This window comes from Methanosarcina mangrovi (assembly GCF_052057765.1).
GTDB lineage: Archaea > Halobacteriota > Methanosarcinia > Methanosarcinales > Methanosarcinaceae > Methanosarcina.
Genome location: NZ_CP195120.1, coordinates 943,440 through 959,535, shown reverse-complemented (window position 1 = coordinate 959,535; position 16,096 = coordinate 943,440). Strand labels below are relative to the sequence as shown.

Sequence of the window (16,096 nt, the reverse complement as noted above, 5' to 3'; positions counted from 1 at the left end):
CGGAGAAAAAAACCCGACTGAGGAGTTGACATGGAAGCCCTGCCTTTTAACCCGCTGCCAGCACCGGAGAATGGAGGGCGTTCCAGAGAAGAAATGTACTCCAGCCTTTCTTCAGAAATGCAGGAGTTCGTCAGCAGGGAAGAAAACCATCACATCCTTGACTATATCTGCAGGCTCCCGACGGAGGAAATAGGGTTTCCGGAATTCTATCCGAGAATTTCGAGAGCTATGAAAAGCATCAAACGCCCCAACCTGATTTATCCTGCCGGTAAAGGGCTTGCAGTCCACATATATCCTGATAAAGAAGACGTCAGAAACTATTACATTCCCATAGAGCCTTGCCTTTTCCAGAAGCTGGACAGCAAACTTGAGGAAGTAGAAAAGTTACTCATTGACGTGATACATGATAAAGATATTACCACAAAAGACCCCGAAGAGAAAAAGAAGCTCCTTGAAAAAGCTCTTGAAAAGACCTGCGAAGTAAGAAAGGAATTAAAGAAAAATTCCGGGACATCGGAAGGAAGAAGAAAGGGAAGGAAAAATGCTTCATGGAAGGAAAAAAATTCCCTGGGAAAAGGGACTAACAGCGAAAAAACCAGAATTTTCTGGAACCTGAAGGAAGCTGACAAAATCTTCAGAACGAGAAAACTGCAGAAAATCTCCGTAACGCCTGAGGAATTCGATGTAATCAAATACCTGATGATAAGGGACAAGGTGGGGATGGGAGTGCTCGAACCTTTACTGCTTGACTCGAATTTAGAGGATATCAGCTGCAGCGGACTTGGCAGGATCTTTGTTGAACATAAGGTATTCTCCTCCCTTAAAACAACAATCTCTTTTGAGGAAATAGAAGAACTCAATTCTTTTGTCATACAGATGTCCGAAAAAGTTGGAAAACCGATAACCTACAGGGACCCGATAGTAGATACTGCACTTCCGGACGGCTCAAGGATTAATATTGTGTTCGGGGAAGATGTGTCAAAACGGGGGAGCAATTTTACCATCAGGAAATTTATAGGGGTCCCGATTTCGATCTTCGAACTTGTCGAGTTCGGAACAATCGACTACACAATGGCTGCATACATGTGGATGATGCTCAGGGCGGGAATGAACTGTTTCGTTTCAGGAGAAACAGCCTCCGGAAAGACCACAATGATGAATGCAGTGACTACTTTTCTTCCTCCAGAATCCAAGATCATCTCCATCGAAGACATCCCGGAGCTGCAGGTCCCCCATAAGAACTGGACCCAGGAGGTTACAAGGACTACAAGGGATGAAAGCGGTTCGAATGTCTCGATGTTTGACCTGTCAAAGGCTGCCCTGCGCCAACGCCCGAACGAGATAATTATAGGAGAGATCCGGGGGATTGAAGGAAATATCGCTTTTCAGGCAATGCAGACAGGAAACCCCGTAATGTCCACATTCCATGCCGCCTCGGTTGAGAAACTTATTCAGAGGCTGACAGGAGACCCCATAAATGTTCCCAGAAATTATGTGGATAACCTGAACGTGGTTATGATCCTGAGTGCCGTAAACGTTCCGAGAAAAGGGCTTGAGAGAAGAGTTCTGAGCATAAACGAAATCGTAGGCTACGATTCCGAGAGCCAGGCTTTTAATTTTATGGACATCTTCAAGTGGGACCCTGCCACGGATACTTTCAAGTTTACCGGGAAAAACAATTCTTACCTGCTGGAGCATAAAATTGCCCCTCGCATGGGGATTCCTGAAAACCAGGTCAGAAAAATTTACTCCGAGCTTGACAGAAGGGCAAAAATACTCCAGAAGCTCCACCAGGCAAATATTACCAATTTTTATGACCTTTTCAATACCCTGATCCAGCTTGAGGAGTCGGGGCTAATATCATGACTTTTGTACAAACAGTTCCGAACTTAAACCTGAATGCTGCAAAACAGGGAGTGGAAGGCTACTTCAACGTCGCCAGAAAACTGAAAAGCACCAGAGTTGTCAAAAGAGTTAATGACGATATGCTTTTCCTGCTCACATACATGGCTGCGATTTCAACTGCGGATATCGAAAGGGATAAGATCTTCGATTATGCAGGCCGCCAGAAAGAATACGAAGCTTCAAAATACTTCAGGCAGATTCATATCCTTGCCTCGAAATGGGGGTACGGATATGCAAAAGCCTGCAAGTATATTTCTCAGAAATCAAAGGATGTTTATTTTTCAAAATTTTTTGGAAGGATGGCAAATATCCTTTCTTCCGGAGAGCCGGAGAAAAATTTCCTGAAGCAGGAGAAAATCACAAGGGAAGAGATCTACTCCAATGAGTACGAACGAAGTGTTGAATCCCTTAAAAAATGGACCGATGGTTATACTGCCATGATGGTGTCCGTAACCCTTGTTGTAACCATAATTCTGGTTTCGGTCATGATTTATAATATCGCGAATACGGAAACCATTGTTTTTTTGCTACAGGTTCTAATTCTTTTAATAAGCGGGATTTCCCTTTACATAATATATAAGGCAGCTCCTGCCGAAAAAAGGGTACATGCGCTCAGCCGTAAATCAAAGGAACAGGAGCAAATAAGGCTATTGAGCCGGGTTCTGCTTCCTCTCGGTGCGGTTATCCTCATTGCCCTCATTTTGCGCGGGACAGAACTGAAATTTATTCTGCTCGGAGTGACCGTTTTTACACTTCCGATAGGCGTTATTGCTATGGAAGATGACAGGAAAATCAATGAAAGGGACAGCAGTTTTCCTGCTTTTGTAAAGACCCTCGGGAACCTTGCAGGGACTACAGGGATCACTATCCGGAGCGCGATGGAAAATCTTGATAGGGAAACCATAGGCTGCCTCAAGCCAGGAGTTGAAGAGCTACATTCCGGCCTTTCCATGGGGTTTAAGTCAAAACTCTGCTGGGAAAAATTCATAGGAGAAACAGGGTCGGAACTGATCAACAGGTGCTCAAGGATCTTTACCGATGCGGTGGAACTCGGAGGCGACCCCGCAGAGATCGGGAACATGGTCTCAACATCAAGCCTGGCAATCGTCCTTCTCAGGATGAAAAGGCAACTGGTCAGTTCAAGCTTCAAAGGGCTTGCCATAACCCTGCATGCTGTTATGGTAGGGCTTCTGATCTTTGTATTGGAGATAATTTCCAAATTCAGCGGGCTTGTCTCCGAGATGAGCGAGTCTTACATGTCCGTGGGAGGAGGGGGGGGGATTTCTGCGATGGGGATGAGCATGTTCAACGTAGCCGAAAGTATACCGATGCTGTACAGGTTTACTTTCTCAGTGATAATTATCCTCACCATTTCAAACACACTTGTGATAAAGATCGTGGAAGGAGGAGGGAATTATAAACTCTTTTTCTATGGGGGCCTGATGTCCGGAATTTCAGGACTCTGTATGATCCTTATCCCTCCGGTTGTATCGGGAGCATTCACATTCCAGATATGAAATGTTTTCATTTGAGGCAGAAATAAAAATTTCTGAAAAAAATATTGAAATTGGAATGAATCAAACTTTGTGGGAGGGAATGAGATGAACAGTTTAAAGGATCTGAAAGCAAACAGCTTGAAGTATTTAATAATCAAGCCGAAAACAGCTGATGTAAATACCGAAGATGTGGAGGATTTGACAAAAAATAGAGAAGAGGTTAAGAAAAAAATCAAAAAGCTGTTGAAAGAAAAAAAAGAGATCGATGCCCGCATTGAGAGAGCCCAGAAATCAGAGACGGGAAAAATTGAAGAAATATCCGAAGTCCCCTGGCGGGAAGAAATTTTCCCCCCACTTCCCAGAAAAGTAAGTGTAAAAAGGCCCGAGTCTCTTGAAGTTAAAAATGATTCTTTGCATGTGATAGGGTCCGGAGTTTCAAAGGTAAAATCCGGGGGATTGGAGATAGTGGTCAAAGGAATAGTCGAAAAACTTGAAGATGCAAAATTTACAGATGAAAAATGTGAAGGCAAAAAATCTGATGATAAAAAATCCGGAGATATAAAAGGCAAAAGAAACAATGAAAAAGAGATTAGTATGAGAAGTGACAGCGAAAGAAACGATACCGAAGGAGTGGACACGAAAAACAGAGCCGGAAAACAAGGTGAAGATAAGACTCTTCCGGAAAAGGAAGAAAAAATAAAACCCGTGTATCCCTTCTCAGCAGGGAAAATGCATGAAAATATAGTTCCCAGCGAGAATTCCAGCCCTATTTCCACTGATAAAGGAAAGCCCGAAAACAAAAACAACCTTTCAGCGAGCCTTTTTGGAAATGAACTTATCGAAGAGCTGCTGAACAGTGATGACCTGAACCCTGAAGAGGAGCAAAGCTTTATGAAATATCTGGAAGAACCAGATGCGAGGGAGCTTATTGTTGATTTAAAGAATTTAAAGGCGTTTCTGGATAGGGCAGGACATGCAGAATAAACTCATGGAAATAAAACCATAAAGAAGAGGCAAACAAAAAATAAAAGTAAAAGAGAAAAGGTGGCGGGAACAGGCCCGGCACATAAATAATTAAGAAAAAGTTATGGACATTTAGTTATTACAGTTATTCGTGGCTGTGGAGATGGAAAAGTCCTTCCCTTGCTTTGCTAAGGAGCTCATTTGCTTCCTCAACCTTGCTTGCAGCCTCAAGGATATCTTCGGAGGCTTCGAGAAAACCGTCTTTTTTGGCTTTCTGAGCCCATTCCTTAAAACTCTGTATGTGGCTTTCGTTATGTTCGATCCAGTGCTCAATTAAATGGGAAAGGTTATCGTGGCTAAGTTCTTCAGTTATAGCTATTCCCTCCTGTTCAGTTATATGAAATTCATGGTATAAATTCCCGCTGGCTTTAAACTGTATGCTGATTTCAGGGGCAGCCCAAAATATTCCAGTTTGTTTTTGTGAAGCTGGAGAGGCTTGAAATGTTCAGCTTAAATTGACCAGGGTTAAACCGATCCGATTTAAACGGATTTAATTTAAGCGGATATAATTTAAGCTGATTCGATTTAAACGGATTTAATTTAAGCGGATATAATTTAAGCTGATTCGATTTAAACTGTTCTCGGGTCGGTTATTTCACCGGTCAGGGCAGAGGCTGCTGCTGTTGCAGGGGATGCAAGGTAAATAAAGCCGCCTTTTCCCATCCTGCCTTTGAAGTTCCTGTTTGCGGTTGAAACGCAGACCTCTCCTTCCCCGAGCACTCCCTGGTGGGCACCGAGACAGGGCCCGCAACCAGGGGTTGCAAGGGTTACCCCGGCTTTCAGCAGGATATCCATGGTCCCGTTTTCGATTGCTGCAAGGAGGGTGGTACGGGAAGCAGGAATCACAATTGTCCTGACTGCGACATGTTTTCCTTTCAGGACTGCTGCTGCGACCTCGAGATCTTCAAGCCTGCCGTTCGTGCATGTCCCGATAAAGACCTGGTCTACGTGGGTGCCTTCAACCTCCCCTACGGGCTTTACATTATCCACCTGATGCGGGCAGGCAACCTGGGGTTCGATATCTCCGGCATCATAGGTGACCTCTTCCAGATAAACAGCATCAAGGTCGGCATAGACGGGTTCATAAGGCGCAGCTGCCCTGTTTTTCAGGAACTCGAAGGTTTTTTCGTCAGGAGGGACGATCCCGGTCTTTGCACCCATCTCAATTGCCATATTGCAGAGCGTCATCCTGCCGGCAACCGTAAGTTCGTCGATCGCCTGCCCGTAAAACTCAACTGCTTTGTAGGTAGCCCCGGCGATGCCGGTCTTTCCAATCAGGTAAAGGGTCAGGTCCTTTGCATAGACCCCTTTCCGAAGGCTCCCTTCAACCGTCGTCCTGAAGCTTTCAGGAACCTTAAACCAGAGTTTTCCCGAAGCAAAGATCTCAGCCATATCGGTAGCTCCTACCCCTGTTGCAAAAGCCCCGAAAGCCCCGTACGTGCAGGAATGCGAGTCAGCCCCAACAACAAGCTTTCCGGGCAGAGCAAAGCCGTTTTCCGGAAGGACCTGGTGGCAGATCCCTTCTCCTACCTCATAGAAGTTAGGGATCCCCTGCTCCTTTACCCACTCCCGGATCTCTCTTTGCAGGGTTGCTGAAGTCTCGTTATTCGCAGGCGCGATATGGTCAAAGGGGATTACGATCCTTGAAGGGTCCCAGACCTTTTCCATCTCCATTTCCTTAAAAGCATTTACAGCAAGCACCGATGTGCCGTCATGCGCCATTGCATAGTCCACATCTGCCAGCACAAAATCGTTAGCCTTTGCCTCTTTTCCCGCTGCCCGAGAAAAGATTTTCTCACTGATTGTTCCCAGAAATAAGCCTCCTTTCCGATAATCAGATGACAATTTTCGATAATCAAATAATAATGAATAGGTATGGTGAAGAAATTCAGGTTTCAGAACTCACTATAAAGGAATATATATACTTAATGGATTTGTGAGTTAAAGTTTTGATTTAAAGAAAAAAGTTTCAAGTGTGAGACGAAGATTTTTAAGTATTTTTTTAAGATACGGAATTGATCTTTAAAAAAATTATCTCCCGTACGGCTTTACGTCATTCATATTTACCTTGCTTTTTAAGCTAGGATAAAAACACGACAGCTGAACCTTATAACTTCACAGCCGGATTTTAAGAAAAAGCGTTAAAAAAGAGGAAAAAAGCCCCAATTAGGATGAAGTAAACTGCCAGGGGACTGAAATCCCGTGGCTTTTTTCCTCTTTTTCTTGCTTTCCTCCCCCCTGTGTATTAATACAAAGTAATCAAATGGTATTAATTTTTAACATATTTCTATAATAACATGTTAACATTTAAATAGTAAATCGTCAATATTCATACTGGCAAAAAGTTAAGTTTCCTTCGGAAAGCTTTAACAAGTATCGATTTTCCTGCTTTGCAGGAAGATGCTGTTAAGCTCGAAGGATAGTAACGCCAGGGACGACATTCTGCAGAATAGCAATAATCTCCGGAAAAGGAGTTACAAATGCTGCGGATGTCGCCAGAGAGTTTAAAGGAGACTGAACAAAAATAAAGGGGGAATATCATGGAAACTGAAAGTAAAAGCAGATTTATTACAGAACTTCCTGTGGAAACTCAGAAGATATTAAACAATATAGCCTATCCTGTAAACAGGAATGACATTATCGGGCAAGCAAGGAAAAGCGGAGCAATCCCGGACATAATGCGGGGATTTGGCATGCTTTCGGACAGGCAATACAACAGCGCTGAGGATGTCGCCGAGGAGCTTCACATAATTTACATGGGGGTCCCCGCCCAAGCATAACTAATTTTTTTCATTTTTTCAGGAACCGATAATCGATTCAATCCTTTTCTATTTCTTTTTTAAACGTACCCTGCGAAGCCTGGAAAAACTATAAAACGATATTTCTCACATCAAGACGGTCAAAAAGGAGCTCACAAACCTTCCGACCTTAGTCCAATTTATCCCCTTTCTTCCCTTCCCTTTTCTCGACCCCCCCCTCCTTTTTTCCTTTTCTACCTCCTCGAAATGCCGGTACAAAATTAATAAAAAGTGTTAATTTTTGTCATATTTTGAAAAGAACATGTTAATGGTTAAATAGTAAATCATCATTGATATCTATGCTAACAGAAAAGTTCGGCTTCCTTCAAAAAGCTTTAACAAGTATCGATTTTTCCTGTAAAAAAGGAAACTTAAAGGAGCCTGAACAAAAGTAAAGGGGGAATATCATGGGGACTGAGAGTAAAAGCAAATTTATTACAGAACTTCCTATGGAAACTCAGGAGATATTAAACAACATAGCCTATCCTATAAACAGGAACGACATTATTGAGCAAGCAAGGAAGAGCGGAGCAATCCCGGACATAATGCGGGGATTTGGCATGCTTCCGGACAGGCAATACAACAGCGCTGAGGATGTCGCCGAGGAACTTCATATCATTTACTTGGGACCCCCCTCCGAAAAAGCGTAATTTATTTTTTTCATTTTTTCAGGAATGGTTAAAAAATAGCTTCAAGTTTTCACCTTGGGAATTACTGTAACCTAAAATCAAAGAAGTCCTTTTCTATTGCTTTTTAACGTACCCTATGGGGCCTGGAAAAAAGATATTTTCCCTTACCGAATCAATAATCTAAAAACATCTTCCACCCCCCATTTTCGTACTTCTGCTCTCCCCCTTCCTATTTCTTGATCCCTGCTTCCTTTTCTTCCTCTCTCACAGACTCTTGACCCAGGAGTGAAACTTTTGAAGCCATTTTCCTTGAAAGCGCTTTTAATAAGGAAAAAGGTATTGTCATGCACCATTTTCAAAAAGTTCCCTAATTTCCTCAAGTTGTTCCGGAGGACTGATTACGAGCAGGATATCGTCAGGACTAAGTTCTGTCTCAGCCCTCAGATCGTACATAAGCCTGTGATTTCTGGAAATTGCAAGAACGGTAACTCCGTACTTTTTTCGGAGATCAATATATCCAAGAGTTTTTCCCGCAGCTTCGGAATGTTTTTCAACTCTTACACTTTTGATCTCCACATCGGAAAAGTCAAGAGACAGCCCGGAAACATTTTTCCTCTGTATTTCAGGCCCGCGAAGCATCCTATAATGATCAGCCCGAAGTTGAGTGTTCATGGTTTCAATCTCTTTAACCGGAACCATGTACTTGTTCAGGACCCTGGAGAAAAGCTCTATGGAACACTCAAATTCATCCGAAATAACCTCATCAGCTCCGAGAGCATAAAAACTGTCAATTGTGTCCAGAAAGTGAGTCCTTGCGATAATATGAATGTCAGGATTCAGTCTTTTAACTGTTTCAATGATTTGCCAGGTACTTACAGGATTGCCTGCAGTTATTACAATTGATCTGGCATTTTTGATTCCTGCGTGTTCAAGCACGGCTTTTTGTGCGGCGTCCCCATAGATAATGTCTATTCCCTTCAGTTTTTCCTGCCGGACAGTCTCCGGATTGATCTCGATTACCATATATGGGATAGAAGCCTTTTGTGCGGCAATTCCTACATTTCTTCCGCTGACTCCGTAACCTATTACAATCAGGTGGTTCTCAAGCTTTTTTTCCTGTCCTTCATCCTGCAAACTGTATCGGTTAGTTGTCAAAATTCCGGGAAGGGAAAGTTGCTGGCTGGAAACTGCAGAATAATATCCCAGATCCGTGATAAAAGGAGTTAACACCATCGAAAGCACGGTAACGGCAAGGAACTCCTGGTAGATTGCCTCGGAAAATATTCCGTTTTCGAAACCCACCTGCGCAGTGACCAGAGAAAATTCTCCGACCTGGGCCAGGGAAAAACCAACCAGGAGCATGGTATGCAGGGGAAAACCTATGAAAAAAGTGGTCAAGGCATTTACCGCGGTTTTCAGGACAAGAACCAGGACCGTAGCCGTAAGAATCAGGGACAGGTGCGTTGACATCTGGGCAAGGTTCAGCATCATCCCTGTGGAAATAAAAAAGATGCTCATGAACATGTCCTTGAAAGGAATAACCGTCCCGAGCGCCTGGGCAGCATACTCGGACTCGGAGATAATAAGCCCTGCCAGAAAAGCCCCGAGTGCAGGGGAAAGCCCGGCTACGGAAGTAATCCAGGCAACAGCAAGCCCTATTACTACTATGCTCAGCAGGAAAAGCTCATTGTTGCGTGTTTTTGCCACATGGAATAAGACAAAAGGGACCACGTAACGCGCACTTACAAGCGTGAGCAGAACAAGCCCTATTCCCCTGAATAAAAGCTCAAGGAGATCGCTTCCGACCGCAGCCTCTCCCGCAAGCAGCGGAGCAAGGATAATTATCAAAACCGCAGCTATGTCCTGGAAGATAAGTATCCCGAGTGCGATCCTCCCGTGAGCGCTGTAAATCTCTCCCTTCTCCTGCAGTAATTTAAGGACAATAGCCGTACTGCTGAGCGCCACGATAAGCCCCATGAAAACGGCAGTTTCGGGAAAATAGCCCAGCCGCCACAAGAGAAAAGAAACAACAACAGTCGTAATAGACATCTGCAGCCCTCCTCCCAGGAGTACGATCCGCTTTATTTTCAGGAGCTCGCGCAGGGAAAATTCTATTCCTATAGTAAAGAGCAGTAAGATGACCCCAATTTCTGACATAACCTCGATATGCTCAGTCTCCTGAATCAGTCCAAGCCCATACGGCCCCGCAAGGATGCCAGCAATCAAGAAACCCACCAGCGGAGATATCTTCAACCTGAAAAAAATATAAACTACAGGAATAGAAAGGCCAAAAATAATCAGCAGGTCGGTCAGGAGATTTGATGTCATTAGATAAGTAAAAATAATAAATAGTATAAGAATTATTCCAACAGCCACTGAAAAGTGGACAATTATGGCAAGTTTTTAAAGAACAGGGCTGAATTAATAATACAGGAGATACAAAAATTGTGCTTCTGAAGTGATCCACTACTACTTCATTATGGTTATTTTGCGTTAATGTGAGAATTAATCTAAAAAGCCCTTATGTTCTTTATACATATTCTTCTTTCCCTGTCCATTTTCCTAGCCCCTATATCTTTTTATTTCATTTCCTCCCTTTTAGGAACCCGGATATAATTTTTTAAAGCCTTAGACGTGACGAGACTGAATTTATTAATCAAATAAAACGTAGTCGAAAAAATAGGAATCAAAAAAACTTTAAACAAAACCGTTTTAAGTATTAATATTTATATAAATTTCTGGTGTTGGGCAATTGATAGACCAAGATAAGATTCACCAACAATGTCTTAGCGATGAGCCAAAAGAATGTATTGAGGGGTTAAAGCAGTTAGAGGATAATTATTCGTTACTTCCTGATAAACAAAAAGCATGGGATGACTTAATTAGACTTACAGTAAATAAAGAATGGGAAGTTAGGAGTGAGACCACCCATGCTTTAGGTTTTGCTTATTCTGAAGTTCCAGAGAAACAAAAAGCATGGGAAGACTTATAGACTTACATCTTCTGATCAACACAAAAATATTAGGTCTCAGGTTGTCTCTGCTCTTGATTCTTCCTTTTCTTACGTACCAGATAAACAAAAGGCGTGGAATGACTTAATTAGACTTTCGACAGATAAAGATGTGAGTTTTAGACTTTTAGTAATCTATATCCTTGATTCCACATATTCTCACGTACCAGATAAACAAAAGGTATGGGATGACTTAATTAAACTTGCAGCAGATAAAGAATGGGAAGTTAGGCATAGGGTTGTCTTTACTCTTGGTTCTGTTTATTCTCATGTATCAGATAAACAAAAGGTGTGGGATGACTTAATAAAGCTTACATCGGATCAAGTCGTGAATGTTAGACTTCAAGTCGTTTCTGTTCTTGATTCTTCTTGTTCTAATGTACCGGATAAACAAAAAGCATGGAATGACTTAATTAGACTTACAGTGGATCAAGATGTGAATGTTAGGCTTGGGGCTGTTTCTGCTCTTGAGTATGCTTTTTCTCATATACCGGATAAACAAAAAGCATGGGAAGATTTAATTAGACTCACAAGGGAGCAAGAAGATAGTGTAAGACTTCAAGCCGTCTATGTCCTTCTTTCTGCTTTTTCTCACGTACCGGACAAACAAAAAGTATGGGATGACTTAATTAGATTTACATCTGATCGAGATAAAGATGTTAGAAGTGAAGCTGCCTATGCCCTTGGTTCTGCTTTTTCTCAAGTACCAGATAAACAAAAGGCATGGGAGGACTTACATAGACTTACAATGAATAAAGACATAGGTATAAGGGGTGGGGCAGCCCATGCTCTTGGATCTGCTTTTCCTAATATACCGGATAGCAAACAAGTATGGGAAGATTTACATAGACTAACATCTGATCAATATGAGACTGTTAGACGTGGAGCAGCCTATGCCTTTGGTTCTGCTTTTTTTCACGTACCAAATAAGCAAAAGGCATGGGAAGACTTACATAAACTTACATATGATCTAAGTGAAACTGTTAGGCGTGGGGCTGCCTACGCCCTTGGTACTTCCTTTTCTTGCGTGCCGGATAAACAAAAGGCATGTGACGACTTAATTAGACTTACATTGGATCAAAATAAGGATGTTAGGTATAGGGCCATCTCTACCCTTAATTCTGCTTTTTCTCATGTTCCAGATAAACAAAAAGTATGGGACGAATTAATTAGACGTACAAAGGATCAAGATAGGGGTGTTAGGCGTAGGGCAGTCTCTGTCCTTGGTTCTGCTTTTTTATACATGCCTAATAAACAACAAGCATGGGAAGACTTACACGGACTTACATATGATATAGATAAGGATGTTAGGAGTGAAACTGCCTATGCTCTTGGTCCTGCTTTTTCTTGCATACCAAATAAACAACAAGCATGGGAGGACTTACATAGACTTACATATGATATAGATAAGGATGTTAGGAGTGGAGTAGCCCACACTCTTGGTTCTGCTTTTTCTTACATAACGAATAAACAACAAGCATGGGAGAACTTACATAGACTTACATATGATATAGATAAGGATGTTAGGAGTGAAACCGCCTATGCTCTTGGTTCTGCTTTTTCTCAAGAGTTGGATAAACTAAAGGTGTGGGAAGACTTACATAGACTTACATTGGATCAAGATATGAATGTTAGGCGTAGGGCCGCCTTTACCCTTGGTTCTGCTTTTTCTAATATACCGAATAAACAACGAGTATTGGAAGATTTGATTAGACTCACATCGGATCAAAAAAGTCCTGTGAGAATACATGCAAATCACTCTCTTGGAAAAGTTTCTATATTCCAAGCATCTCAAGCTATAACAGAAGAAGATTACAAAAATGAATTGGAAAAGGCAATTTCATTTTTTGCGAAAGCAGTAGAGGAACCAGACCATATAGTGATTTTTTTTAACCCATCCCAATTTTGCCTTCCTTTCTACCGTTCATTCCATACAATAGTTTTCAAAAAACAGGAAGCTAAAGAAGTAAACAAATGCCTAAATGAAGCGAAAAATGCCATAAAAGGCTCAAAAAGTAAAGAACTACTCATTGAAGCCGTAGAAAACCTTGCAAATGCATTAAAAGAGGTCCAGAATCTGGGAAATCTGAACTTAGAGGCGAAAAAAGATGAGCTCAATTTTTATAGGCAATACTGTGATCGTGCAGCTGAACTAATGATAGATTCTGAGGAGGCGGCACCGTATGCTACAGGCGTTCTGAAAAAAGGACTACCTATCTTCGGTCGAAATCTAAAAGAGCTTCTCGAAGAAATTCAAAAGAGAACTGAACTAATTCATGAGCAGACAAAAGGAACTCAATTTGAAGAATTAGGCGATGAATTAAGTCAAAATAGTCAGTCTCTTTTAAAGGTTAGAGATCCAGTAGGATTTAGAAAACAAGTAAATTATATGCAAAACACATTGAAGGCCATTTGTTCCAAGTTGCCTGAAGGCCAGAAAGGTGAAACATGCGAATTGCTTGAAATGATGTATGCAGAACCATCAATTGAAGATAAAATCCCTCTTCTGGATAAAATCTTAAGTAAATTCTCCTCTCAACTGGATATGATGGCTAAGTTAAACAGACTTGAAGAGGGAATGGATAATAAGTTGAATCTTATCTACGATAATACAATAGGCATTAAAGACAATACCATGAGCACTAATGCTAAGTTAGACATAATAGATCAAAAACTGGAGAATATAAAATTTGGTATTTTCAAACCTAGATTGAGTTCGTATAATGATGTCATCTCAAAACTTCCTGAAATGAAAAAAGAACTGGAAAAACTAAGTGAAATGGTGCGTCTTAATACGATTTCTATAGACAAATTGAATTCTACTCAGACCGGGACATTAAAAGAGTTAAAAAATGATCTGATAGAACGTTTGAAGGATATTGAAGTTCAGGTTGATAAACTTCCTGATGAGATAGACACTAAAATTACTAGTTTACGGAGAGAATTAGAACAATCAGGCCCAGATAAGTTTATGCAGACATTTTCAGAAATTACTTCAATAATTGGCTTAATAATTTCTTTTATACAATTATATCAACAGTAAGATCCAATTTACGTAAATACCTCTTCTTTCTCTTGCTGTTTTCAATAACACCCTTCCACCCCTACCCCTTTCTCTCTTTTCTCTCACCTTCCCTTTTCCCGACCCCTACATCCTTTTCTTTCATTTCCTCCCTTCTCGAACCTTGGAATCTAAACTTCTAGAGTTCTTCTTTTCGAAGGCAGGTTTAGATGATTGGTATTTTGAAGTAATAAATAAGAGAGAAATAATCAAGATAAGTTAACCTGTTAATCCATAAAATATCAAAACTATTAAATATCCAGACTATTTAAAATTGTGTACTTTTGTTTATTTTAATTGAAAACATAAACCTGTATGATGAAGGTGTTGAGCTAAACAATGACAGGTGAAATAAGGCGAAGATACCACAACCAAAAAGATAGTGAAGTTACGAAGATAATACATGATTCAATAATTGATATGTATCAAATCGAATGGCAAAGAACTCGGGACATTGAAAGTAAGGCGACTGGAATTGTCGGTTTTGTAGGTATAATTTTTAGCTTAACCATAGCTTCTTTATCTACTATAGTATCGTCGGGCAGTGTGCCAATTTTTCTGTAAAATTCTCTCTATATCCTTTTAGTCTTCTTTTTTGATTACTGTTCCATTATTAAATACTTATTTCCTGTGATCCAATCTTCATTAATATCGATCAGTATTGAGACAATCAGTCTCAATACTGATTCCTGGTTAGGGAATGCCCCTACCACCTTGCTTCTTCTTTTTATCTCCTTGTTAGTTCTTTCCATGATATTTGTTGTCCTTATTCTTCTCCAATGACTCTTTGGAAACTGCATATAATTCATTACATCATACTGAAACCTTTCAAGGGTATCAGCTGCGCCTTTATATCCCATCTTATCCAGTTCCCTTATCAAATCGCTGTATTTCTGACGGTCTACCAATGCTTCTTTTATCTTCTCTGCTACTTCTTTTTGCTTTTTTTTTGGAACCTTTTTTAGAGCTTGTCTTGTCAGATGTACATGGCACATCTGCCAGCTTGATCCAATAAAGGATTCTCTAACTGCTTTTTGTATTCCTTTATGACCATCAGAAACAATTAACTTGACACCTCTTAAACCTCTTTCTTTCAGGTCTTCGAATAGATCTTGCCAGAGTAGGGAGTCTTCACTATCTGCCAATCTTGTTCCAAGAATCTCACGATAACCGTCATCCCTGATTCCAGCAACTATAAAGAGAGCTTTATTTTCATAATGAAGTCCGTCTCTTACTTTCAAATAGGTTGCATCGATAAACAGATAAGGAATTTCTTGTTCTATTGGCTTTGAGAGGAATTCAGAAACCTTTTCATCAAGCTCTTTTGTAATTCTGGAAACAGAAGAGGCTGAGATTCCCTTAATTCCTAAGGAAGTCATAACCTTATCCACCCTTCGGGTGGAAACACCTTGCAAGTAAGATTCGGCTACAGCGGATAAGATGGCCTGTTCAACTCGAGAATATTTCTCAAAAACCTCTGTTTCAAAGGGAAATTCACGGAATTGAGGCTTTAATAATTCAAGCTCTCCATACTTGGTAAGGAGAGTACGGGGTTTGTAACCGTTTCTACTGGCTTTGCGAGAATCAGTTCTCTCATAACGTTTTGCACCAGCCTGGAGGAGGGCTTCCTCCTCCATTACAAGGTTTAAAAACCAGGTAATTAACTGGCGAATTCCATCTTCCTGATCGAAAAGATAATCTTTTATGAGTGAGAATAAATCTACCATTGACTCTGCATCCTGTTTTTTTGTGGTGAAGAAAAAGGATACAGAGTCAATCATATTTTACAGAACTTTCGGTACACTGCCTATCGTCGGCTGATGAAGCAATTAAAGAAGAGATATTTTCAGCTATATATTTACATATTCTAATCTTTTTAATATTAGTACTCATGACATTATCAATTTTATGTGGGATAATAGCACTTAACGTTAAAGATTGGTGGTATTTAACAGCTGAAGATTTTATTAGTTATTGTAATGAAGAAAAAAGAGAAAAAAAAGATCTTCAAGCAAAAATCACGGAAGAAACCACCGAAATTATTATCAAAAATCGCAATCAAAACAGGCAAATAGCTGATTGGTTAAAACGATCATATATATTATTTATGGCAAGTATAGTTGTGTTAATGTTCTATTTTATTCAATTGTTAAGCATATTAAAATAAGAGGGAA

Annotated in this window: 10 protein-coding genes and 1 pseudogene; 8 read left to right on the top strand and 3 right to left on the bottom strand. The window is 40.7% G+C overall.

Going from position 1 to position 16,096, the window contains the following annotated elements; genetic code table 11:
* The first annotated feature begins 30 nt into the window (after positions 1-30).
* From ACSAZL_RS04560 to ACSAZL_RS04550, 3 genes are all read left to right on the top strand, one after another.
* On the top strand, positions 31-1,866 hold the full coding sequence (locus tag ACSAZL_RS04560; RefSeq protein WP_440947547.1) for a type II/IV secretion system ATPase subunit: 1,836 nt from the start codon (positions 31-33) through the stop codon (positions 1,864-1,866).
* Positions 1,863-3,422, top strand: coding sequence for an archaellar assembly protein FlaJ (flaJ, locus tag ACSAZL_RS04555; protein ID WP_440947546.1), 1,560 nt, complete (start codon positions 1,863-1,865; stop codon positions 3,420-3,422). The genes ACSAZL_RS04560 and flaJ overlap by 4 nt, the downstream gene beginning before the upstream one ends.
* 84 nt (positions 3,423-3,506) lie before the next feature.
* The gene (locus tag ACSAZL_RS04550) at positions 3,507-4,385 is read left to right on the top strand and encodes a hypothetical protein (protein WP_440947545.1); all 879 of its coding nucleotides are present in this window, start codon (positions 3,507-3,509) and stop codon (positions 4,383-4,385) included.
* 609 nt (positions 4,386-4,994) lie between these two features.
* On the opposite strand, the gene hacA is transcribed toward ACSAZL_RS04550, so the two are convergent.
* Entirely contained in the window at positions 4,995-6,269 is a 1,275-nt protein-coding gene (gene hacA, locus ACSAZL_RS04545) for a homoaconitase large subunit (RefSeq protein ID WP_440947544.1), read from the bottom strand.
* Between the two features lie 695 nt (positions 6,270-6,964).
* Here hacA and ACSAZL_RS04540 point away from each other — a divergent pair.
* Positions 6,965-7,204, top strand: coding sequence for a DUF2795 domain-containing protein (locus ACSAZL_RS04540; protein ID WP_440947543.1), 240 nt, complete (start codon positions 6,965-6,967; stop codon positions 7,202-7,204).
* A gap of 425 nt (positions 7,205-7,629) precedes the next feature.
* Positions 7,630-7,872: a DUF2795 domain-containing protein gene (locus ACSAZL_RS04535; RefSeq protein ID WP_440947542.1), complete on the top strand. Its 243-nt coding sequence runs from the start codon at positions 7,630-7,632 to the stop codon at positions 7,870-7,872.
* Between the two features lie 321 nt (positions 7,873-8,193).
* Here the strand turns inward: ACSAZL_RS04535 and ACSAZL_RS04530 are convergent, their stop codons facing one another.
* A complete protein-coding gene (locus tag ACSAZL_RS04530; RefSeq protein WP_440947541.1) occupies positions 8,194-10,179 on the bottom strand; it encodes a cation:proton antiporter domain-containing protein in 1,986 nt (661 codons plus the stop codon).
* A gap of 424 nt (positions 10,180-10,603) precedes the next feature.
* Here ACSAZL_RS04530 and ACSAZL_RS04525 point away from each other — a divergent pair, with 424 nt between their 5' ends.
* Together ACSAZL_RS04525 and ACSAZL_RS04520 are read left to right on the top strand one after the other, a co-directional pair.
* Entirely contained in the window at positions 10,604-10,843 is a 240-nt protein-coding gene (locus tag ACSAZL_RS04525; protein WP_440947540.1) for a hypothetical protein, read from the top strand.
* Positions 10,794-13,904 carry a HEAT repeat domain-containing protein gene (locus tag ACSAZL_RS04520; protein WP_440947539.1) on the top strand — a complete coding sequence of 1,037 codons (3,111 nt, stop codon included), beginning with the start codon at positions 10,794-10,796 and terminating at the stop codon, positions 13,902-13,904. Before ACSAZL_RS04525 ends, ACSAZL_RS04520 begins: the two co-directional genes overlap by 50 nt.
* A gap of 617 nt (positions 13,905-14,521) precedes the next feature.
* Here ACSAZL_RS04520 and ACSAZL_RS04515 read toward each other — a convergent pair.
* A pseudogene (locus tag ACSAZL_RS04515) lies at positions 14,522-15,699 on the bottom strand (IS256 family transposase).
* A gap of 114 nt (positions 15,700-15,813) precedes the next feature.
* Between ACSAZL_RS04515 and ACSAZL_RS04510 the strand changes: the two are divergent.
* On the top strand, positions 15,814-16,089 hold the full coding sequence (locus ACSAZL_RS04510; protein ID WP_440947538.1) for a hypothetical protein: 276 nt from the start codon (positions 15,814-15,816) through the stop codon (positions 16,087-16,089).
* Positions 16,090-16,096: the final 7 nt, after the last annotated feature.